We start from the raw sequence: 21,940 nt of genomic DNA on the forward strand, positions 1-21,940 counted from the left end.
TAAAAATAACCTACAATTTTTTCAAGTTAGCTTCAATAATTGCGATATGAAAAGACCCTTAATCTACCTCTTGCTATGTATTCCGCTTTGCATCTTTTCGCAACAGTATTCTGATTATTTAGGTGCGGGTCATAGTAATGGAATTAAGGTAACTTCTAGCCATCAAGAAAGCAGAACTAATTGGGATGAAATTGCGCTTGATGATAATACCATTAATGGCACAGGATTAGATGCGCGCTTATTAGAAACCTCACGTTTTTTAGCTCAAGCAACTTTCGGAACAGACTTAAATTACATTAAAGCGGTTTCTGAAAATTCTTTTGAAGACTGGATAGATGCGCAATTTGATTTAAACTCGCCTTCAATGGGAGAGCTTACTCAAACCATTTACGACCAAGCACAAGATAGATTTGTTGCCAATGGTGGTAATGCCGACGACTATTTTGGTCCGTTTTGGGTCCATTTTCAATACGCTTGGTGGGATAGTAATATAGGAAACCAGGATATGCTAAGGCAAAGAATTGCGTTAGCATTAAGCCAGATTATGGTTATTTCATCAAACTCAAACGTTGGTGATTATGGTGTAGGCTTAGGCGATTATTATGATGTTTTAAAAGATAATGCCTTCGGGAATTTCAAAAATCTTTTGAAAGACATGATTTTACACCCAATGATGGGTATTTACCTAAGCCATTACAACAACCCAAAAAGTATCCCAGAGCAAAACATTCATCCTGATGAAAATTTTGCTCGAGAAATCATGCAATTATTTACCATAGGACTTTACGAATTAAATCAAGATGGAAGTTATGTTTTAGACGGCAACGGAGACAGAATCCCAACATACGATAACGATGACATTAAAGAATTTGCAAAAATCTTTACTGGTCTTGGAGCTGCCGAAGTTATGGATAATCCGTGGGGAGTAACTGCTGAATTTGGCGTAAACCATTATTTAGCCATGAAAAATGTGCCTATGGATATGTATGACGAATGGCATGAACCTGGAGCAAAATATTTACTAAACGGTGTTGTGGTGCCAAATGGACAATCGGGCATGCAAGATATTGAGTCTGCCATTGATAATTTATTTAATCATCAAAATGTAGGTCCGTTTATAGCCATTCGGTTAATTCAACAACTCGTAAAATCAAACCCCTCGCCTGCTTATATCTCTAGAGTTAGTGCAGCTTTTAATAATACTAAAGGTGTTCGAGGCGATATGAAAGCAGTGATAAAAGCAATTCTTTTAGATGAAGAAGCAAGAAGTTGCAGTTGGATTGAAAATCCGTCGAGCGGTAAATTAATTGAACCTATGCTTCGATATTTTAATGTAGTCAGACAACTTGATTTAAACAACGACACCAGCGAAAATTGGAATGTTGGCTATAACTTTTATCAAGCTACAGGCCAGTTGCCTTTAAGTGCACCGCACGTGTTTAATTTCTTTCTACCAGCATATGTGCCTAACTCAGAGTTTGCTGCGGCTCATTTGGTTGGTCCTGAATTTGAAATTCATAATTCAGCTTCAAGTATAGATTATATAAACGAAGTGGATTTGATGACATTTCCTCAGTATTATTCAGTACTCACTACATGGGATTTAGAAATGGAGGGGCGCGCTTTAGATTTTGAAGCCTTAAACTATTACGCCAAAGACAGTGAGGTTCTTGTAAATCAATTGGATAAGTTATTTACACGAGGTCAACTATCTGCAGAAACCAAACAAATTATAATTGATACTATAGACCCCATTGTGAATGGATGGAATGAAGATTTTGAATACACCGATTTAAGAGTAAAATTAGCATTGTATCTCATTTTAATAAGTCCGGATTACACTATCTTAAAATAACCCCAAATGACGAAACATAAAAATCATATATCAAGAAGAAAGTTTATAGGAGATACCTGTGCGGCTTTGGGTTATACAACTTTATTTTCTTCTTTAATAAACCTGAAAGCTATGGCAGCATCAGCTATGGATAATTCAGCTCTAGCTTTTGGTGGCGATTATAAAGCTTTAGTTTGTGTTTTACTTGGTGGCGGTAACGATTCGTTTAATATGCTTATACCAAAAGGCGACAGCGAATACGGTGAATACGCAACTTCGCGATCGAATTTAGCTATTCCTCAAAATGATATTTTACAGATAAACCCTAATACAACTGATGGCAGAGTTTTTGGTTTACACCCATCAATTCCAGATATGCAACAATTATTTGAGAGTGGTAATTTAGCTTTTCTTGCAAATGTAGGGACGCTCATTGAGCCTTCTTCAAAGACTGATGTTTTGAATGGCGTTGTAAAAACGCCGCTTGGTTTATTCTCACATGCCGACCAAATTCAGCAATGGCAAACAGGAAGACCACACGAAAGGACCAATACAGGTTGGGGTGGTAAAATAGCCGATTTGGTGCAATCCATGAATTCCAACCAGAATATTTCTATGAATATTTCCTTGCAAGGAAGTAACATTTTTCAACGAGGCGATCAAATAACACCTTATACCATAAGTAATAACGGTAGTATTGGTATTAATGGCTACGGAGAATCTGGTTACTTTAACGAGCTAAAAACCGCGGCTTTGAACTCCATGCTAGAAAGAGATTATCAAGATATTTTTAAAAATGCCTACAAGGAAACCATAAAAACATCAAACGATGCCAATTTAGAATTTCAAGCTGCTATCGATAATATTTTAGAATTTAGTACACCACGGCCTGAATTAAATAATTTGGCTTCGCAGTTAAGAATGGTTGCAAAAACCATTGCTTCAAGAGATACTTTAGGTTTTTCAAGACAAATATTTTTTGTTCAAATTGGAGGTTGGGATCATCATGATGAACTTCTAATCAATCAAAGCAATAAACTAGAACAGGTAAATCAGGCATTAAAATATTTTAATGACGTGATGACCGAACTTAATGTGAGTGATTGTGTAACCACTTTCAGTATTTCAGATTTTGCAAGAACCTTAACCTCTAACGGTAATGGAACAGACCATGCTTGGGGAGGAAATGCCTTTATGATGGGAGGTGCAGTAAACGGTAAAGAAATTTATGGTAATTACCCTTCACTTGCACTCAACAGCGATGATACCATTCAAGATGGTGTGATGATACCAACAACCGCAGCAGATTCATATATGGCCGAACTTGCACTTTGGTTTGGGGTGCCAGCATCAGAATTACAAACCGTTTTACCAAACATTTCAAATTTTTACGATACAACGTCTAACGTGCCGCCAATCGGTTTTATGAATATGCTATAATGAAGACGAAAAACACATACCTATTGCTACTCGCCGTATTATGCTTCAATGTCTTGATATCGCAATGCTACCCAGACCGCCATAGTACCACATGGTATGATGGTTGGGTGTCTTGTGAAAAATCGCCAAATCCTAAAGTATCATACGGTGAAACTCACTGGATTATGTACGACTTAGGATTTGAATATGTTTTAAACGAAACTAAATTCTGGAATGCGAACGAACCCAAGCATTTAGATTATGGTATCAATGAGTTTAATCTCGATATTTCAACCGACGGAGTTACATGGACAAATTTAGGTGTCTTTAATTTGGATCGCGCTTCAGGATTATCGACCTATGAAGGTGATGAAGGACCCGATTTCAATTCCGCGAAAGCGAGATATGTATTAATAACTCCAAACTCTAACCACGGGGGCGATTGCTACGGATTAAGTGAATTAAAAATAACGATAACAGATCCATTCTTAGTAATAGATGATAAAGAAGGCTTCAATGCTTCGGTATATCCCAATCCTTTTGTGAATGATTTATCGCTAAGAATAGTAACTTTAGATGAAAGTTTACCAATTAAATATGCCCTTTATGATATTTTGGGTCGTTCCGTATTAGCAAACACATTAACTATGACAGAAGATAACGAAACTTATAGCTTACCGTTAAACGGTAACGTATTATCAGTTGGAATCTATATATTAAAAATAAGACAAGATGGGAAAGAGCGTACTTTTAAATTGATTAAGAATGAATAAAATTTAAATTACGTACAAGAAAATCATAAAGAAGTGACAAATGGCTCCTGCCAACACAAATAAGTGCCATATAACATGATTGAATGGTATTTTATGAATAGCGTAAAAAACGATGCCCACCGTATAAGCTAAACCACCTGCAAATAAAAAAAGCACACCGCCATCTCCTACAGTATCTGATAAATTAGGGAAATCGAATACAATTAACCAGCCCATAACGAGATAGAGCAACGTTGAAAATATCTCGAATCTGCCAGTAAAAAACAATTTCAAAATAACACCGAAAACGGCAATACCCCAAACTACAAAAAAGAGAGTCCAGCCCAAACTTTGTTCTAAAGAAATTAAACAAACAGGCGAATAGGTTCCGGCAATTAGAAAGTAAATACTAATGTGGTCTACAATTCTAAAATAATGCTTGCGTTTCTCCCCTTTTACTGCATGGTAAAATGTTGAAGCCGTAAATAAAATAATGATTGAAATCCCGTAAACAATTACACTAAATAAACTCCAATCGCTTTTTTGTGTATTGTAAACAATGAGTAAAACCAAGGCAACTATTCCAAATAATGCGCCAATGGCATGCGTTATTGCATTTAGTCGTTCTTCAAAAGGCGATTGTATACGCATTTACTCAGGAGTTTTGTTATAAATCCACTTTTCGGTTAAGTCGTAAAAGTCAATTTTAAAAGCTGATTTTTGTCTTTCTAATACACCACTCTGGAAATTGCGCTGCAAGATATCTTCAATTAAGTAATCTTCTTTCTCATTCAGCGGGTCGAACTCACGTTTTAATGAAATATCAAACATACTTGCCGTAGTATTGTACCAAAAAGCACGCCAACCACTACGGAGTTCTTTTATTAAATCAAAAGCCGTGGTTCCTGTTTGTCGATGTATGAGTTTGACTAGTATTTGGCCTTCAGTACGGGTTAGTTTTTTAAGTTCATCTGAAAATTCACCTTCAATGTATTTTTGAACACGCTTAGTATATCGCTTCTTATCACGGGCTCTTTTCAAAGTTGCCATGCGTTGATTCATAGAATCTAATCGATCAGCAGCAAGTTTTGCATAAGGATACACTTTTATGGTTTTTCGTCTTAAAATCAAATAACGAATGCGTTGTTGCTTACTATCAAATTTGAGCCTATGCAGTAGCATCACTTCATCCAAATCAATAGTTACTCGAGGTACAGAATCGCCTTCAATTATAAGATATTCCCTAGGTATTGAATCCTTTACCGTTTCCAATTCTTGCGCAAGCAATACCAAAGGAAATAATAGAAATATGTACTTTAAATAGTTCATTAAAATATACTGGAGCATTTAACATGCCAAAATTACTAATTTACATCCTGTTTAACCTTAAAATAAGGCGAATATTGTTATTTTAGTTGAAAATTTTAAAACATGGCAAAAAAGAGCATACTGAACAAAAAGTCGATGGACTTTTTAGCAAAATACTTAAATAACGCATCTCCAACTGGCTACGAATGGGACGGACAAAAATTATGGATGAATTATTTAAAACCCTATGTAGATGAGTTTATAACAGATACTTACGGAACCGCTGTTGGGGTTATAAACCCAAAAGCAAAATACAAAGTTGTTATTGAAGGACATGCCGATGAAATTTCATGGTATGTTAATTATATTTCAGATAACGGATTGATTTATGTGATTCGTAATGGCGGAAGCGACCATCAAATAGCGCCTAGTAAAATAGTGAACATCCACACCAAAAAAGGCATTGTAAAAGGTGTTTTTGGATGGCCAGCCATTCATACCCGAAACAAGTCAAAAGAAGAGCCCCCTAAACTTGATAATATTTTTATCGATTGTGGCTGTGCAACCAAAGAAGAAGTAGAAAAATTAGGTGTACATGTTGGTTGTGTTATTACCTACCCAGACGAGTTTCATATTTTAAATGGAGATAAATTTGTTTGTCGTGCTATAGACAACAGAATGGGCGGTTTTATGATTGCTGAAGTGGCACGATTGCTTAAAGAAAACAAAAAAGAATTACCGTTTGGATTATACATAACCAATGCCGTACAAGAAGAAATTGGCTTACGTGGTGCCGAAATGATCACCCAAACCATAAAACCTAACGTAGCTATTGTTACCGATGTCACTCATGATACCACAACACCAATGATTGAAAAGAAAACTGCCGGACATCTGGAAATTGGCAAAGGCCCTGTGGTGGCCTATGCCCCTGCCGTTCAGCAAAAACTGAGAGATTTAATTACCGACACTGCCGATAGCAAAAAAATACCTTTCCAGCGTTCTGCCTTATCAAGAGCAACTGGAACAGATACCGATGCATTTGCTTACAGCAACGGTGGTGTAGCTTCAGCCTTAATTTCATTGCCGCTTCGATATATGCATACCACTGTAGAAATGGTGCATAGAGATGATGTAGAGAATGTTATTAAACTAATATACGAAACACTTCTTAACATAAAAGAAGGCGAATCGTTTAGTTACTTTAAATAAAATTTAAGCCTTCAGTTTCGAGGGCTTTTTTGGGCATTACCACGCCTTTATGGCGTGGTCGGGCTTTTCGCGCTACACGGTAGCTTGCTGCAATCCCTAATGCAAATTCACCAATTTTAATCATGCAAGAAGAATATATCGACATTGTAGATTCAAAAGGAAAACCCATCGGGAAATCCGAATTAAAATCAATAATCCACCAAAAAGGGTATTACCATCACACGGCACATCTTTGGCTTTATACAAAACAGGGCGAGATTTTACTATCACAACGTTCTGCTAAAAAGAGTATATGCCCATTAATGTGGGACGTCTCGGTGGCAGGACATATTGATGCTGGTGAAACACCAAAACAAGCCGCTATTAGAGAAACCAAAGAAGAAATTGGCTTAACACTTATCGAATCCGATTTAAATCCAATTGGTGTTTTTGAATGTTTCCAATCTTACAAAAATGGTATTGTAGACAATGAATTCCATAACACATTCATAGCGCATTTAAAGGAGCCGCTTTCAAAATTACAGCCGCAAGAGGAAGAGGTTGAAGCTTTAAAATTAGTAACACTTCAACATTTTGAATCCCTCATAAAAAGCATAGGCAATAACGGCAACCATTTTGTACCGTCAAACAAAATGTATTACGAGCTCATTTTTGAAAAAATTAAGAACGCCATTGATTAAATGAATTTATTTCTTGTAGCAGTCGCCCCCGTTTTTGTTATTATATTATATATATATTTTAAAGATAAATATGAGAAAGAACCAAAGCATCTCCTCGTCTATAATTTTATTTTAGGCGCTATAGTTAGTATAATCATTACTTCTATTTTATATTATGTTTTCGATTTTGTTTTACCGCTCCCTAATAAAACAAGTGTATTCCAACAATTTTTAAAAGCCTTTTTTGTTGTAGGTTTAATTGAAGAATTTAGTAAATACGTAATTATTAGATATTATTCCCAAACTAAAAATGCATTTAACGAACCCTTCGATGGTATTGTTTATGCAGTTATGGTTTCTATGGGTTTTGCTGCCACCGAGAATATCTTTTATGTCTTAGAAGGCGGTTACCAAACCGCATTGCTAAGAGCATTTACTGCAGTTCCTGCTCATGCTACTTTTGGTGTATTAATGGGGTATTTTATGGGAAAAGCTAAATTTGCAAAAAATAGAATAATTTTAAATCTATTCGGATTATTTCTCGCGATTGTATTTCATGGTACATATGATTTTTTCTTGTTTATAGACTTTATTCCTGGTATTTGGGTGGGAGCCTTCTTATCCTTATTTGTAGGGATTATGTTATCAAGAAAAGCCATAAAAAAGCATCAGGAGAATTCGTTATTTAAAACGTAAATAAATTAAGTATTTCAAAATGTAATTGTGTTTTTCGAGATTGAAATACCTTTATAAATTCCCTATATTTACTACATTCAAATTATAAACTATGAGCAAAAGTTTTAAAGTTTTAGTAAATAGTAATTCTGAATTTAAGATTACGGAACCCGATGTTTCCAACTTAGATGCACTTCAAACTTCAAACAACAATTACCATATTCTTCACAACAACAAATCGTATCAAGCTCAAATTACCGAAGCAAATTTCAACACGAAACAATATCAAGTAAACGTTAATAATAATACTTACAATGTTAATATTTTCAATGCTTTAGATGTGCTCATAAACGACATGGGATTTGAAGTTGGAAAAGCAAAACAAATCAATTCTATTAAAGCACCCATGCCTGGTTTAATTCTTGAAATTAGTGTAAAACCCGGACAAGAAGTTAATGAAAATGACCCCTTATTTATTCTTGAAGCCATGAAAATGGAGAATAGCATTACATCTCCAAGACAAGGTGTTATTAAATCTGTTAATGTAAAAAATGGTGATGCCGTTGAAAAAAACCAACTTTTAATTGAGTTCGAATAAGATGAAAAAACTTTTAGTCGCTAACCGAGGTGAGATTGCCATTCGAGTAATGAAAACTGCACACAAAATGGGCATTAAAACAGTTGCTGTGTTCTCCACTGCCGATAGAAATGCACCACACGTAAAATATGCAAATGAAGCTGTTTGCATTGGTGAAGCCCCATCAAGTCAATCGTATTTACGTGGCGACAAAATTATTGAGGTCGCTAAAAACTTAAAGGTAGATGCTATTCATCCAGGATACGGATTTTTAAGTGAAAATGCTAGTTTTGCCGAATTATGTGAAGATAATAACATCATTTTTGTTGGTCCAAAATCCAAAGCCATAAAAATTATGGGAAGTAAACTAGCAGCAAAAGAAGCCGTTAAAGCATATGATATACCTATGGTTCCTGGCATTGATGAAGCTATTACCGATATAAAAAAAGCCCTTGAAATTGCCAAAGAAATTGGATTTCCTATTTTAATAAAGGCATCCGCTGGTGGTGGTGGAAAAGGTATGCGTGTTGTTGAAAAAGAAAGCGATTTAGAATCTCAAATGAACCGCGCCATAAGTGAAGCTACTTCGGCCTTTGGCGATGGCTCTGTTTTTATTGAGAAATATGTCACTTCGCCCAGACATATCGAAATTCAAGTTATGGCAGATAGTCATGGTAATGTGTTACACTTTTTTGAGCGCGAATGTAGTATTCAAAGACGTCATCAAAAGGTTGTAGAAGAAGCACCCTCTTGTGTTTTAACACCTGACATCAGACAAAAAATGGGTGATGCCGCTATTAAAGTGGCTAAATCTTGTGATTATTTAGGTGCAGGTACTGTTGAGTTTTTATTGGATGCCGATCATAATTTTTACTTCCTTGAAATGAATACAAGATTACAAGTAGAACATCCTGTTACAGAATTGATTTCAGGCGTCGATTTGGTAGAACTGCAAATTAAAGTGGCTCGAGGTGAAGCACTCCCCATGCAACAAGACGAATTAAAAATTAACGGGCATGCTTTAGAACTCAGAGTTTATGCAGAAGACCCATTGAATGATTTTCTGCCAAGTGTTGGGCATTTAAAAAATTATAAAATTCCTGTTGGTGAAGGTATTCGTGTAGATAATGGTTTCGAAGAAGGTATGGATATTCCTATTTATTACGACCCGATGCTTTCTAAATTAATCACTTACGGAAAAACTCGAGAGGAAGCCATTCAACTTATGATTAAGGCTATAGAGAATTACCAAGTTAAAGGCGTAGAAACCACCTTACCTTTTGGTAAATATGTGTGCGAGCATGACGCTTTTCGGTCTGGGAATTTCGACACCCATTTTGTGAAAAACTATTATTCACCAGAAGCGTTAAAACAAGAAGCCGATAACGAAGCCAAATTAGCAGCACTAATTGCAGTTAAACAATATATTGAAGACCAAAAACTCTTAAGATTACCTGTTAAGTAATTTATTTTTAAATAATTATAACTTCTTAACGCTACACAATTAAATATGGATTCAAAGCAAGATAAGATCGACAAACTCAATAAGCACATTGCACTTTCAAAATTAGGGGGCGGTGAAAAACGCATCGCAAAGCAACATGCCAATAAAAAACTAACTGCAAGAGAACGCATTGATTATCTTTTAGACGAAGGCTCATTTGAAGAAATTGGTGCTTTAGTAACACACCGAACCACAGATTTCGGTATGGAAAACCAAATATATTATGGCGATGGAGTAGTTACTGGTTACGGTACCATTAACGGACGATTAGTTTATACTTATGCCCAAGATTTTACGGTTTTTGGGGGCTCACTTTCCGAAACACATGCTGAAAAAATCTGTAAAATTATGGATATGGCCGTTAAAGTTGGAGCACCTATTATTGGTTTGAATGACTCTGGAGGTGCGCGTATTCAAGAAGGTGTACGTTCACTTGGTGGTTATGCCGATATCTTTTATAGAAATGTTCAAGCTTCTGGGGTAATACCACAGATATCCGCTATTATGGGTCCCTGTGCCGGTGGAGCTGTGTATTCCCCTGCCATGACCGATTTCACATTAATGGTAGAAAATACTAGCTACATGTTTGTTACAGGGCCTAATGTTGTAAAAACAGTAACTAACGAAGAAGTTACTAGCGAAGAGTTGGGAGGCGCTCAAACCCATGCTTCAAAATCAGGTGTTGCACATAAAACATCCGAAAATGATGTAGAATGTCTTGAAGATGTTAAAAAGTTATTGAGCTATCTACCACAAAACAATACGGAAGCTCCAAAAAAAATTGAGTTTAAAATAGAAGATGAAATAAGAGATGTTTTATCTAATATCGTTCCAGATTCTCCGAACAAGCCATACGATATGCACGATGTTATTTCTGGAATTATTGACGAAGACTCTTTCTATGAAATACATAAAGAATTTGCAGGAAGTATTATTGTTGGTTTTGCAAGACTTGGAGGAAGAAGTATAGGCATTATAGCGAACCAGCCAATGGCTTTTGCTGGTGTTTTAGGAGTTAACAGTTCTAGAAAAGCAGCAAGATTTACACGATTCTGCGATTGTTTTAATATACCACTATTAGTTCTGGTAGATGTTCCAGGATTTTTACCAGGAACCGATCAAGAATGGAATGGTATTATTGTTCATGGTGCAAAATTATTATACGCCTTAAGTGAAGCCACGGTTCCAAGAGTTACTGTTATTACTAGAAAAGCTTACGGTGGAGCTTATGATGTGATGAACTCGAAACACATTGGCGCCGATTTAAACTACGCATGGCCAGGTGCAGAAATAGCTGTTATGGGTGCCAAAGGTGCGAGTGAAATTATATTCAGAAAAGAAATTTCGGAAGCTGAAAATCCTGAAGAGAAATTAGCCGAAAAAGAAGCAGAATATGCCGAAAAATTCGCTAATCCATATAGGGCAGCACGCCGAGGGTTTATAGACGAAGTTATATTACCAGAAACGACCAGACGTAAGTTGATTAAGGCTTTTGCTATGCTTGAAGATAAAAAGGTTGAACGACCTAAACGTAAGCATGGAAATATTCCTTTATAAAAAAAAGGAGTCAGAAAATTTCCGACTCCTAATTTTACTTCAAAATTTTGAACTTAAACAAGTTCTTAACTAATCACCGCAAAACTTGTTGAATAATAAAATTTATTTGAGATACAACCAACCCAAGTATATCAAATAATGTTTTTATAACCTTAATAACATTTAGTTTTTTTGGTAACTAATATAATTGATAATAGCTACTCCAAATATCACTAAATTTTCTAGATTACAAATAAATCGCACTACTCAATCACTACGCAAGTCATAAAAAGTCGATAAAAAGCATTATAAGGGTAAATTTAAATTCAAAGTATCAGAAAACTTTTCATGTAAATGTTCAAGTAGTGAGGTTTCTTTTGAATTAATATGAATTTTTTTTGCGATACGATAGCGTCTACTTTCTACAGATCTTAACGTCGTATTTAAGAAAAGCGCTATTTCTTTATTAGTAAATCTCATAAACAAATAATAACAAATAATAATTTCAGACTTATTTAATTGTGGATATGCATCTTGAATATTTTTAAAAAAATCAATATTCAAATTATTTATGATATCTAAATGACTATCACTTTTATCAAGTAATGTGGAAGAGTTTATGTGTAAATTTTTATATAATTCTTTTATCTTATTCTTTTGCTTATCAACAGATTCTGTTCTGGATATATGCTTTACCTCGTCTTTTAATTCCTTTATATAGGCTTCCAAACCATGCACCTTAACATTTAGTTGTTGATTATTAGATTTCAAATAATTAAGGCTATTAATGGCTTCACTATTAAAAGTACTGAATTTGTTTTTCTGTTTATGATAATAAAGGTAACTGAGCAGACCAAAGAGTAACAATACAAATACTAAAATTCCAAATAAGCTACTTAAGAATGATTGTTCTTTATTTTCAAAAATTAGTTCATTTTCAGCTTCAAGAAGCGCTTCGTTAATTTCAAAACTAGCTTCAACTGTATTTTTATGCATCTTGTTTTGAAATAGTAAGAGCGAGTCTACATAAGCTTTTGATATTTTTATTTCACCTTTATATTTATGAACATCCGCATAAATTTTGTAATAATCTTTTAATGCGTCTTCTGCCATATAGGCTTTTAGTTTGGCAGCATTTTCTAATTGAATGAGTGCGCGTTCTATATTCTTGTCTTCAAAAAACACATCGGCAAAACAAAGATTAATATTAGCTTCAAAAGAGAAGAAATTGTATTTTACAATAGTCGCGTTATTTTTTAATTTTTTAAACTCTTCATAATAAAACTGGGCTTGATCTAAATTACCCAAATAGATATGATTTGAGGTAAGCATATACAAGGCAAACATATAATAATATGCATCATCTTTAATAGCTTTATAGTTTTCTAAACTTTGTGCTAAAAGTGCGTTACAGGATTCATATTCGCCATCTAAAAATTTGGCATACGCTAGGTGTTGTTCTATTATTATTGGACCATTTACATCGTCACATTTAGTGTAATAGGTTTTTGCTTCTTCTAAATATTTGAAAGCTAGAGAGTCTTTTTTAATGTAATATAAATTTGAAAAAATAGCGATACATGCTTCACCTGCAACACAATAATTATTTTCCTTTAAAGCGTATTTATGTGCTAAAATATTGCATTGATATTGTTTGGCATACTCATTAAAATCGTCATGAATGAGCGATTTAATAATGTAATAATCGGCAACCCTTCCTTTTATGTTATCTTCTATGGGATCCGGTATTGCGTTAAGAAAAGTTAACGCTTTATGCGAATTGTCGTCAATATAAGCATCAGCAGAATCAACTAAATGATGATACTGATTTTTAGACTGTGAAAATCCAGTTAAATTTAATGCAAAAAGACAAATGCATACGCACATGCTTTTAAGTGAGACGTAAATTTTTAGCATGGATAAATCCTAAATAGTTTAATAATAGCACAGTAAAAATATGCAATTAAAAATAGAATGTGTAAAGGATTACAATTAATTTGCTAAAATACTATAGCTTAAATAAAACTGAAAACTCAGTATTAGTGGTATTATGTCCCCCATTGGGTTGCTTCATTTCTAGATTGGAAGTATGCCTTAAGGAATACCTAAAATCTAATTGAATTTTATTCATTTCAAAAGAAAGCCCTAAACCTAAAATATCTGAGAATGCAAATCCCTTAGCAAGTCTTTCGGTTTCTTTATTAGAAATCATAGGGCCAACACTTCCTATGGCATATGTACTTAAAGCATCATAAATTTTATATCTGGCAATCAAACCACAGTTTAGAACGTATTCCTTTATAGTTCGTTCCTGCATGTAAAACTCGTTTTGCTCACGATAATCGTCCGCATCACTAGGTTTTACATAATATTTATTCAATAATTGATGTTTGGCAACATTAAAACTAGGCTCTAGATTGACTTCAAATGCCCATTTCGTATTGTTTTTGAATCTGTAATTTAAAACAACTTTATAAAACGAAACTTCATGTTTATAATCGGGTAAATCAAAAGGAAACCTATCTTGAGCGCCCATTCCAAAGGAGACACCCCATTTCAAATTTTCTGTTTTTATTTGAGCGTATCCATCTAACCCGCCTAAAAGTACGATGTTAGTAATAACAAATAGTAAACTCCATTTTAACTCTCTTATCATTTTTATTTAAAATTTCTAACTAGCGAAACAGTCTTAAATATTCTTCAAATCTCTGTCAAATATAAATTAAAAATTCTAGCCAGTTTTTAGCTAATTTATTAACACTAGTGTAGGGATAAGGTTAAAAAAAGGTAAAGTTAATTGGTATAGATGTTTACAATAATATGATTGTATTATTAAATGAAGGTTGCATTGCATTCGAAATTAAATCGTCTACTTTTGCACCATGGAAGAAAACCAAAAATTTAAACCAGAGTTTGTAGCACTTATGGCATCGTTAATGTCTATCGTCGCCCTGTCGATTGATGCTTTATTACCGGCGATACCACAAATTAGTAGTGCCTTGGGAGTTACAAATCCAAACGACAATCAACTACTTATTACGATGATTTTTTTAGGTTTAGGGTTTGGGCAACTTCTTTTTGGTCCGCTATCAGATAGCTTTGGGCGTAAACCCATAGTTTATATTGGCTTTATTGTATTTATTATAGCCAGCATCGTTTGTGTTAGTACTAGAAATTTCGAGGTTATGATTGTTGCAAGAGTATTTCAAGGCATTGGTTTATCATCTCCCAGAAGTTTGGCACTCTCTATGATTCGTGATTCTTATAGCGGTAATTATATGGCGAAAATTATTTCAATTGTAGTCATGTTTTTCATTTTAGTACCTGTTATTGCACCAACTTTAGGGCAAGCTTTAATAACCTTTTTTAATTGGGAATCTATCTTTTATTTTAATTTACTCTTTGGAGTAATCATTATGCTTTGGTTTTGGAAACGTCAGCCAGAAACCTTAGCAAAACATAATAGAATTAAATTCTCATCACATCTTTTTATTGATGGAACCATTGAGTTTTTTAAGCATAAACAAGCCGTAGCATTTACATTTGTTTCAGGGTTTATAACAGGCTCGTTTATGGTGTATTTAAGTACATCACAACAAATTTTTCAAGAGCAATATCAATTAGCAGAAATGTTCCCTTATATTTTTGCAAGTTTAGCAATATCTGTTGGACTTGCTACATATTTAAACAGTCGATTAGTTGTTAAATATGGCATGCTCCAAATCGCTTATAAAGCATGTATCGCATACGCTATAATTTCCGTATTGTATGTTGTTATGTTTTGGTCTGGAAATAATCCAAGTATTTATGTGTTGCTCGGTTTTTTCTCTCTACAATTTTTTGCAGTTGGATTTTTGTTTGGAAACTTAAGGGCCATTGCAATGCAACCTCTGGGGCATATTGCAGGTATTGGTGCAGCAATAAATGGTTTTATCTCTACAGTTATGGCAGTTCCTATTGCGAATTTTATTGGCAATTATGTAAACACATCGGTGTTACCTTTATTTATTGGCTTTTCGGTTTTTGGTATCCTTTCGTTTTTAGTATTCTTCTTGATGAAAGAAAAAACGAAAACAATAAATGCTTAATTTAATAAGTTATAGATAGCGGTTTTTTATAACCTCTATATGATGAATTTCATGGCCCAGAATTATAAATGCAGCTGCTCTTGCAGACAATGGGTTACCACTTGCATGACCAAGACATTGCAAATCAACGTTATTTAAACTTTTAAGTAACACTATAAAACTTTGTCTCACAGATTGATACTCTTCAATTAATAATTTAAGCGATTTTTCATCAGCTCGTGAAGGTTTGATAAAATCGTCCTGTTCGAATCCAACTAAAGGTGTGCTATCATGTCTCGCTATTCTAAAACAGCGATACATAAAAACACGTTCGGTATCAATAATGTGCTGAAGTACCTCCTTGATGCTCCATTTATCTTTGGCGTAGCGATACCCTAATTTATCTTCAGGAATGTCTTTAAAAAATTTTAGAATATTGTTTTGTCCGTTGATAAATCCATCCATTAAATTAACTTCTTTTGAAACCTTATCAATATAGGTTTTATAATAGATGTTGTATTCTGAAGGGTTTAAATCTGAAACTTTCATTTGGTTTTAAATTTTTGCTTGGTAAGTATATAAATCATAATATCTGCCACCAAGATTGATTAACTCGTCGTGGGTACCACGTTCTACAATACGTCCACTTTCAATAACTAAAATTTGATTTGCTTTTCTGATAGTACTCAATCTGTGTGCAATAACAATGGTAGTACGGTCTTTTACTAAGGTATTCAAACTTTTTTGAATAAGCGCTTCACTTTCGGTATCTAAATTTGAAGTGGCTTCGTCTAATATGATGATTTTAGGGTTTGCTAAAATGGCACGCGCGATTGCTAAACGCTGACGCTGGCCTCCTGATAATTTTACACCACGTTCTCCAATTAGCGTGTCTAAACCATGATCAAATCTATCAGTAAATTCGTTAACATAGGCGGCATTAACCGCGTTTTGTAATTCTTCTTCGGTAGCATCTGGTCTGGGAAACATGATGTTCTCTCTAATGGTCCCCTCGAATAAAAATTCGTCTTGCAACACAACACCCAAATACTTTCGGTAACTATTTAATTTCACTTTCGATAAATCTTGATTATCGATAGTAACTTTTCCAGATTTAGGATTTAAAAAAGTTGCCGATAACCCAGCAATGGTTGATTTACCAGATCCCGAACTACCTACTAAAGCCGTTACAGAACCTGCAGGCGCTTTAAAACTAATATTATGTAACACCTCTTTATCTTCTTCGTAGGCAAAAGACACATCGTGAAATTCTATATCTCCATTCAATTTTTCAAGAGTGATATTTCGATTTTTATCATCCTCTTCGGCAGCCATATTCATTAGTTCTTCGGTTCTATCTAAACCAGCTAGTGCTTCTGTGAGTTGACTTCCAATATTACTCATTTGAACAATGGGTGCTATCATAAAGCCAAGTATGAGGGTAAAAAACAAGAAATCTCCTGTGGTCATCTGTTCTTGAATCATATAGTAACCACCAATGCCCATAATACCAGTGGTGGCAACCCCAATTAAAAAAGTTGAAGAACTTGTCATTAAAGCCGTAGCTGTTAAACTCTTTTTAACGTTTTGAAACAATTTATCGACACCTTTTTCGAAAATTTCATGTTCTTGCTCTTCAGCGTTAAACGCTTTTATAACGCGAACACCTGCTAAAGTTTCTGTGAGTCGCCCCTTAACTTCGGCATTTATTTTTCCTCGAACTCTAAAAATAGGCCTTATGTATTTAAACGCACGTAACGCGATATAACCAAATATGGAAATAGGAACAAACACAAAAAGTGTCATCCATGGATTGAGTTTTATTAATATAATTAAAGAAACTATGCCTGTAAACGACCCGCCTACTAACTGCACCAAACCAGTTCCAATTAGGTTTCTTACCCCTTCTACATCGCTCATGATTCTTGATACTAAAGCGCCCGATTTGGTGTTATCGAAAAAACTAATGGGTAACGATAATACCTTTTTTTGAACTTGTGCCCTTAATTCACTTATTAAATACTGTGCCTGTACACTTAGAATTCTGGTGAGTGAAAACGATGTAACTGCTTGTATTAAAATAGCAATTAACACAATGGTAATTAAAGTATAAATTTGTGAAATATCTTTACTTGGCACCACCTCATCTAACAATACTTTACTTTGCCACGGTAACACTAAGCCCGCTAAACTGCGAATAACAATTAATATTAAGCCAATAAATACCAGATTGCGCCTTGGCCAAATAATGGTTTTAAAGGCTTGAGCCATAGTTACTTTTGGCTTTGTTTTCTTCTTGTTTTTAGGAGTTTCTTTAAGGTGCTGCATAGTATCTTTTTCAAGATTGAAAGGTACATGTTTTTATTGAAAATTATTTTGTGAAATGTGTAAAGAAAAAGCTTAATGTAACCTGCATTAGTGATTGCAACGGTTAGCTTTTGGCGAGCGGATGCATCGAGCCAAAACTAAAAGTGGAAAGCACGACCGCGCCCAAGCGCGGTAATGCCCAAAAAAACTTGACAATTATCATATTTAAATTTCTGGTATTTACTACTTTTAGGGCTTGAAAAATGAACCATAAAAACAAAACAAACACATGAAATTAATTGGTATTGGTAAGAATTATGTAGATGATAAAAGTGAGATTGCTGCACTTAAAACTGGGGCACAACTTATTTTTATAAAAGCAGAAAGCACAATAGTTACAGGTAACAAAGACATTGAGTTTCCTGCTATTACAAATGAGTTAGCTTACGAGGTTGAACTTGTTGCAAAAATAGGTAAAAGAGGTAAAAATATTACTGAGGCTGATGCAGCATCTTACATTAGTGAGATTGGTATTGGCATTGATTATACTGCAAAAGATGTTTTGGCAGCGAGCAGAGCGAATAAAGGGCCTTGGGCTTTAGCTAAAGGGTTTGATGGTGCGTCTCCAATAAACGGATTTAAGCCAGTTGCGAACTTTCCAGACTTGAATAATATTAATTTTAGCTTGACCATTAATGGTGAACAAAAGCAAGTTGGCAATACCGATTATATGATTTATAATTTTGTTGAAATTATAGCCTATGTTTCGAAATTTATGACCTTAGAACCTGGAGATATGATTTTTACAGGAACACCGGCAAGTGGAGTAGGTCTTAACGTAAAGGGCGACCACCTACAAGCTTTTATTGAAGGCGAATTGCTTTTGGATTTTAAATTGATATAAGGTCATTTAAGCCAAGAACTTTTATAATTAGAAAGTCTAGGTGTTTTAGTGTTAGCTAAAGTATCTGGGCTTTTTTTGTTAGCTATATCTATTTACCAAATAGATAGCTGATTTTAGATATTTTCCTGCTAATTTTCTATATTTTAGTAAGATGAAGAACACCATTGCAGAACGCATTCTTGATTTTTTAAAGCACTTCCCGCCTTTTGATACTTTAAATACCGAGGAACTCTTTGCGATATCTAAAGAAGTGATTGTTTTGCATTTTGAAAAAGATGCCTATATTTTTAGGCAAAACAACGCCATAAACGATTGTTTTTATGTGGTAAAAGATGGTGCTGTTGGTATTTACCATGATGATAATCTAGTTGACCAATGTGATGAAGGCGATATTTTTGGACTTAGAGCACTTATCAGAAAAGACAATTACATGCTTGACGCCAAAGCTTTGGAAGAAAGCATTATTTATGCAGTATCTTCTAAATTATTAGAAAACATCATTATTAACAACAACGAGGCGAACCAGTTTTTGATAACAAGTTTTGCGACCAATACACGAAATCCGTATGCTGAAACCGATAAAGGGGCCCTTTTTGCTTATGACACTCAAGCTCAAAAAAGCAGTTCGAATTTTACCGAGGTACAATCGGCTTCGTTTTCTAAAAACCCCATAACCTGTAAAGCCAAAATTAGCATAAAAGAAGCTGCTTTGATAATGAGTGAAAACAAAGTAGGCTCGATAGTTATTACACAACAAAAGAAACCTGTTGGTATTATTACAGATAAAGATTTGCGCTATAAGATAGCCACCGGAATACATACAATAGACGAAGCTGTGGAAACCATTATGTCTTCGCCAGTCATTACTTTTCCACCTAAAATTACGGTTGCAGAAGCCCAAATTGCGATGCTAAAACACAGTATATCGCATTTATGTATTACGCAAGATGGTACTGTAGATTCTGAACTGATTGGTATTTTATCTGAACATGATATTATTGTGATTCATGGTAATAACCCTTCGGTTTTAATTAAAGAAATAAAACATGCTACAAGCGCTAAGCGCTTGCAAGAGATTCGAGAAAAGGCGCATAACTTATTAGCGAATTACATAGAACAACATATTCCTATAGCGTTTATTACCAATGTTATTTCGGCCATTAATGAAGCTATTACCAAACGCATTATCGATTTGAGTATAGCTGAAATGAGCACGATACCGCCAGCTACCTTCGCGTGGTTAGCATTGGGTAGTCAAGGGAGAAAAGAGCAATTGTTACTCACCGATCAAGACAATGCTCTAGTTTACGAAGATGTTAAAAATAGTAATGATGTAAAACATTATTTTTTAAAACTCGCTAAAGCCATTAACGATAAACTAAACACTGTTGGGTTTGAATTATGTCCTGCCAATATGATGGGAAGCAACCCTAAATGGTGTTTATCGGTTACCGAATGGAAACAGCAGTTTGAAGATTGGATAACACGACCTGATGAAGATAAAATGATGCTGTGTAATATCTTTTTTGATTTTGATAACGTTTATGGAAATCAACACTTGGTTGATGATATGTCTAAAAGCATCTTTGAAGCTATAGAGCAGTACGAAATCTTTTTAAATTTTATGGCTCGAAATGCACTGAAAAACCCACCACCTTTAAGCTTTTTTAGAAATTTTTTAGTTGAAGATTCTGGTGAACATAAAAACCAATTTGATATTAAAGCTAGAGCCATCATGCCTTTAGTTGATGCAGCCCGCGTATTGACGCTCTCCAAAAACATAAAACATACCAATAGCACTTTAGAGCGTTACCAAAAACTAGCAGATTTAGAACAGCAAAACAAAGACACTTATGAAGCCTGTGCTAATGCCTTTAATATTTTACTGCGATTTCGAACCCAACAAGGTTTAAAACATAACGATTCTGGAAGGTTTATAGACGTAAACCATTTGAGTAAGGCTGAAAGGTTGAAACTAAAAAGTTGTTTTAAGCCAATTAAAGAGATTCAGGAGGTTTTGCGTGTACGATTTCAACTTTCACAGTTAATGTAATATGAGATGGTTTAAGAATCATACAGACTTTCCAGAATTTTACAATAGATATCTCGACACGTTTAAACATAAATCAAAAGATGTAGAGTCGGTACGATTTGTAGTTTTTGATACCGAAACCACAGGTTTGGATGTTATAAGTGATAGAATTCTATCTATAGGCGCTGTTGGCGTTACTAAATTCCAGATTCATGTAGCTGATACTTTTGAATGTTATTTAAATCAAGACACTTTTAATACAGAAACCGTTAAAATTCATGGTTTATTAAAAGAAGGGCATATCTCAAAGATTGAAGAGCGTCAAGCTATTGAATCTTTTTTAAATTATCTGGGAAATGCTGTTATTGTGGCGCATCATGCCGCATTTGATGTGGCGATGATTAACGCCTCGTTAAAACGAATGAACTTACCAAAACTGAAAAATAAAGTGATTGATACTGGCGAACTTTACAAAAAAACAAAGTACGTAAAAGACCAAAAAAATTACGGTTTAGACGAATTAAGCGACCTTTTTAAAATTACTAAACACGACCGCCATACGTCTTCAGGTGACGCTTATATCACGGCACTACTTTTCGTAAAAATTGCTTCCTTATTGCGAAAAAAGAAAAAGGGTTTGAAATTGCGTTATTTTTTTGATTTTAATGGTTGGTTTTGAAAAATGACGTGCACAACTTAAGCTCAAAACTAAAAACACCAAAGCCATTGCCTTGAGGGATACAGTCCAACAGGAACTAAACTTTGGTGATACTAGTGGTTAAACTAGATTTTATTTATTATTTTAATCGTAGTTGATACGTTCGCGAATGCCGCCACTAGCGCGATGAATAATTACATCTGCCTTACGTCGTTTAGCAATGGTTTTCGCTTTGTTTATGGCTGTACTTTGCTTTCTGTGTTTTGAGGTAATGCGTTTGTTGCCCTCGCGACGCACTGCCCAACCTTCTTCGTAGGGCACAACGTGTTGATGCCATGTTCTAGATTTCTTGTTTGAGCTTTTAAAATAAGCTTCTACAAGTTCCTTTAAAATTTGAATCCAAGATGTTGAGTTGCTTGATTTTGTCATGAGCTAACATTTGCGATTCGAAGATAGTATTTTTTAATAAAATGATATTAAACACCAAAATTATATG

At 34.6% G+C, this 21,940-nt stretch carries 20 protein-coding genes; 13 read left to right on the forward strand and 7 right to left on the reverse strand.

Annotated features, from left to right (window positions below):
- Positions 1–46 precede the first annotated feature (46 nt).
- From BUA46_RS05035 to BUA46_RS05045, 3 genes are read left to right on the forward strand one after another with little or no spacing between them, the layout of a single operon-like run.
- Positions 47–1,855 carry a DUF1800 domain-containing protein gene (locus tag BUA46_RS05035; RefSeq protein ID WP_019387206.1) on the forward strand — a complete coding sequence of 603 codons (1,809 nt, stop codon included), beginning with the start codon at positions 47–49 and terminating at the stop codon, positions 1,853–1,855.
- A gap of 6 nt (positions 1,856–1,861) precedes the next feature.
- Positions 1,862–3,274 carry a DUF1501 domain-containing protein gene (locus tag BUA46_RS05040; protein WP_019387207.1) on the forward strand — a complete coding sequence of 471 codons (1,413 nt, stop codon included), beginning with the start codon at positions 1,862–1,864 and terminating at the stop codon, positions 3,272–3,274.
- Positions 3,274–4,026, forward strand: a complete 753-nt coding sequence (locus tag BUA46_RS05045) for a T9SS type A sorting domain-containing protein (protein WP_081496181.1) — start codon at positions 3,274–3,276, stop codon at positions 4,024–4,026. The genes BUA46_RS05040 and BUA46_RS05045 overlap by 1 nt, the downstream gene beginning before the upstream one ends.
- Positions 4,027–4,029: 3 nt before the next feature.
- Here BUA46_RS05045 and trhA read toward each other — a convergent pair whose 3' ends face one another.
- Positions 4,030–4,656, reverse strand: a complete 627-nt coding sequence (gene trhA, locus BUA46_RS05050; protein ID WP_019387209.1) for a PAQR family membrane homeostasis protein TrhA — start codon at positions 4,654–4,656, stop codon at positions 4,030–4,032.
- On the reverse strand, positions 4,657–5,334 hold the full coding sequence (locus BUA46_RS05055; RefSeq protein ID WP_019387210.1) for a DUF4294 domain-containing protein: 678 nt from the start codon (positions 5,332–5,334) through the stop codon (positions 4,657–4,659). It abuts the gene before it with no gap.
- 102 nt (positions 5,335–5,436) lie between these two features.
- On the opposite strand from BUA46_RS05055, the gene BUA46_RS05060 reads away from it, so the two are divergent.
- From BUA46_RS05060 to BUA46_RS05085, 6 genes are all read left to right on the forward strand, one after another.
- Positions 5,437–6,525 carry a M42 family metallopeptidase gene (locus tag BUA46_RS05060; protein WP_019387211.1) on the forward strand — a complete coding sequence of 363 codons (1,089 nt, stop codon included), beginning with the start codon at positions 5,437–5,439 and terminating at the stop codon, positions 6,523–6,525.
- A gap of 122 nt (positions 6,526–6,647) precedes the next feature.
- The gene (locus BUA46_RS05065; RefSeq protein ID WP_019387213.1) at positions 6,648–7,205 is read left to right on the forward strand and encodes an NUDIX hydrolase; all 558 of its coding nucleotides are present in this window, start codon (positions 6,648–6,650) and stop codon (positions 7,203–7,205) included.
- On the forward strand, positions 7,206–7,880 hold the full coding sequence (locus BUA46_RS05070; protein WP_019387214.1) for a PrsW family intramembrane metalloprotease: 675 nt from the start codon (positions 7,206–7,208) through the stop codon (positions 7,878–7,880).
- Between the two features lie 91 nt (positions 7,881–7,971).
- Entirely contained in the window at positions 7,972–8,457 is a 486-nt protein-coding gene (locus BUA46_RS05075) for an acyl-CoA carboxylase biotin carboxyl carrier protein subunit (RefSeq protein ID WP_019387215.1), read from the forward strand.
- A 1-nt stretch (position 8,458) separates the two neighbouring features.
- Positions 8,459–9,901: an acetyl-CoA carboxylase biotin carboxylase subunit gene (gene accC, locus BUA46_RS05080; RefSeq protein ID WP_019387216.1), complete on the forward strand. Its 1,443-nt coding sequence runs from the start codon at positions 8,459–8,461 to the stop codon at positions 9,899–9,901.
- Between the two features lie 45 nt (positions 9,902–9,946).
- Positions 9,947–11,497: an acyl-CoA carboxylase subunit beta gene (locus tag BUA46_RS05085; protein WP_019387217.1), complete on the forward strand. Its 1,551-nt coding sequence runs from the start codon at positions 9,947–9,949 to the stop codon at positions 11,495–11,497.
- A gap of 285 nt (positions 11,498–11,782) precedes the next feature.
- On the opposite strand, the gene BUA46_RS05090 is transcribed toward BUA46_RS05085, so the two are convergent.
- Together BUA46_RS05090 and BUA46_RS05095 are read right to left on the reverse strand one after the other, a co-directional pair.
- Entirely contained in the window at positions 11,783–13,363 is a 1,581-nt protein-coding gene (locus BUA46_RS05090; protein WP_019387218.1) for a helix-turn-helix transcriptional regulator, read from the reverse strand.
- 121 nt (positions 13,364–13,484) lie between these two features.
- Positions 13,485–14,132, reverse strand: a complete 648-nt coding sequence (locus BUA46_RS05095) for an acyloxyacyl hydrolase (RefSeq protein ID WP_019387219.1) — start codon at positions 14,130–14,132, stop codon at positions 13,485–13,487.
- A 226-nt stretch (positions 14,133–14,358) separates the two neighbouring features.
- Here BUA46_RS05095 and BUA46_RS05100 point away from each other — a divergent pair, with 226 nt between their 5' ends.
- Complete coding sequence (locus BUA46_RS05100) at positions 14,359–15,564, forward strand: multidrug effflux MFS transporter (RefSeq protein WP_019387220.1); 1,206 nt, start codon at positions 14,359–14,361, stop codon at positions 15,562–15,564.
- A 9-nt stretch (positions 15,565–15,573) separates the two neighbouring features.
- On the opposite strand, the gene BUA46_RS05105 is transcribed toward BUA46_RS05100, so the two are convergent.
- Both BUA46_RS05105 and BUA46_RS05110 read right to left on the reverse strand, forming a co-directional pair.
- On the reverse strand, positions 15,574–16,092 hold the full coding sequence (locus BUA46_RS05105; protein ID WP_019387221.1) for a DinB family protein: 519 nt from the start codon (positions 16,090–16,092) through the stop codon (positions 15,574–15,576).
- A 6-nt stretch (positions 16,093–16,098) separates the two neighbouring features.
- Entirely contained in the window at positions 16,099–17,871 is a 1,773-nt protein-coding gene (locus tag BUA46_RS05110; RefSeq protein ID WP_019387222.1) for an ABC transporter ATP-binding protein, read from the reverse strand.
- A gap of 268 nt (positions 17,872–18,139) precedes the next feature.
- Here BUA46_RS05110 and BUA46_RS05115 point away from each other — a divergent pair, with 268 nt between their 5' ends.
- The 3 genes from BUA46_RS05115 (at position 18,140) to BUA46_RS05125 (ending at position 21,465) form a co-directional block, all read left to right on the forward strand.
- Entirely contained in the window at positions 18,140–18,754 is a 615-nt protein-coding gene (locus tag BUA46_RS05115; RefSeq protein WP_019387223.1) for a fumarylacetoacetate hydrolase family protein, read from the forward strand.
- A gap of 151 nt (positions 18,755–18,905) precedes the next feature.
- A complete protein-coding gene (locus BUA46_RS05120; protein WP_019387224.1) occupies positions 18,906–20,807 on the forward strand; it encodes a DUF294 nucleotidyltransferase-like domain-containing protein in 1,902 nt (633 codons plus the stop codon).
- Position 20,808: 1 nt separating this feature from the next.
- Entirely contained in the window at positions 20,809–21,465 is a 657-nt protein-coding gene (locus BUA46_RS05125) for a 3'-5' exonuclease (RefSeq protein ID WP_019387225.1), read from the forward strand.
- 123 nt (positions 21,466–21,588) lie between these two features.
- Here the strand turns inward: BUA46_RS05125 and BUA46_RS05130 are convergent, their stop codons facing one another.
- Entirely contained in the window at positions 21,589–21,873 is a 285-nt protein-coding gene (locus tag BUA46_RS05130; RefSeq protein ID WP_019387226.1) for a DUF2188 domain-containing protein, read from the reverse strand.
- Between the last annotated feature and the right edge of the window lie 67 nt (positions 21,874–21,940).

Source organism: Algibacter luteus, from assembly GCF_900141715.1.
In the GTDB taxonomy this organism is placed as follows: Bacteria; Bacteroidota; Bacteroidia; order Flavobacteriales; family Flavobacteriaceae; genus Arenitalea; species Arenitalea lutea.

Bases quoted from the DNA above. Each gene is read 5' to 3' on its own strand.
- BUA46_RS05040 (WP_019387207.1), top strand. From the start codon at position 1,862: ATGACGAAACATAAAAATCATATATCAAGAAGAAAGTTTATAGGAGAT.
- BUA46_RS05095 (WP_019387219.1), bottom strand. From the start codon at position 14,132: ATGATAAGAGAGTTAAAATGGAGTTTACTATTTGTTATTACTAACATC.
- trhA (WP_019387209.1), bottom strand. From the start codon at position 4,656: ATGCGTATACAATCGCCTTTTGAAGAACGACTAAATGCAATAACGCAT.
- BUA46_RS05125 (WP_019387225.1), top strand. From the start codon at position 20,809: ATGAGATGGTTTAAGAATCATACAGACTTTCCAGAATTTTACAATAGA.
- BUA46_RS05110 (WP_019387222.1), bottom strand. From the start codon at position 17,871: ATGCAGCACCTTAAAGAAACTCCTAAAAACAAGAAGAAAACAAAGCCA.
- BUA46_RS05070 (WP_019387214.1), top strand. From the start codon at position 7,206: ATGAATTTATTTCTTGTAGCAGTCGCCCCCGTTTTTGTTATTATATTA.
- BUA46_RS05100 (WP_019387220.1), top strand. From the start codon at position 14,359: ATGGAAGAAAACCAAAAATTTAAACCAGAGTTTGTAGCACTTATGGCA.
- BUA46_RS05055 (WP_019387210.1), bottom strand. From the start codon at position 5,334: ATGAACTATTTAAAGTACATATTTCTATTATTTCCTTTGGTATTGCTT.
- BUA46_RS05115 (WP_019387223.1), top strand. From the start codon at position 18,140: ATGAAATTAATTGGTATTGGTAAGAATTATGTAGATGATAAAAGTGAG.
- BUA46_RS05075 (WP_019387215.1), top strand. From the start codon at position 7,972: ATGAGCAAAAGTTTTAAAGTTTTAGTAAATAGTAATTCTGAATTTAAG.
- accC (WP_019387216.1), top strand. From the start codon at position 8,459: ATGAAAAAACTTTTAGTCGCTAACCGAGGTGAGATTGCCATTCGAGTA.
- BUA46_RS05060 (WP_019387211.1), top strand. From the start codon at position 5,437: ATGGCAAAAAAGAGCATACTGAACAAAAAGTCGATGGACTTTTTAGCA.
- BUA46_RS05035 (WP_019387206.1), top strand. From the start codon at position 47: ATGAAAAGACCCTTAATCTACCTCTTGCTATGTATTCCGCTTTGCATC.
- BUA46_RS05105 (WP_019387221.1), bottom strand. From the start codon at position 16,092: ATGAAAGTTTCAGATTTAAACCCTTCAGAATACAACATCTATTATAAA.
- BUA46_RS05130 (WP_019387226.1), bottom strand. From the start codon at position 21,873: ATGACAAAATCAAGCAACTCAACATCTTGGATTCAAATTTTAAAGGAA.
- BUA46_RS05045 (WP_081496181.1), top strand. From the start codon at position 3,274: ATGAAGACGAAAAACACATACCTATTGCTACTCGCCGTATTATGCTTC.
- BUA46_RS05120 (WP_019387224.1), top strand. From the start codon at position 18,906: ATGAAGAACACCATTGCAGAACGCATTCTTGATTTTTTAAAGCACTTC.
- BUA46_RS05090 (WP_019387218.1), bottom strand. From the start codon at position 13,363: ATGTGCGTATGCATTTGTCTTTTTGCATTAAATTTAACTGGATTTTCA.
- BUA46_RS05085 (WP_019387217.1), top strand. From the start codon at position 9,947: ATGGATTCAAAGCAAGATAAGATCGACAAACTCAATAAGCACATTGCA.
- BUA46_RS05065 (WP_019387213.1), top strand. From the start codon at position 6,648: ATGCAAGAAGAATATATCGACATTGTAGATTCAAAAGGAAAACCCATC.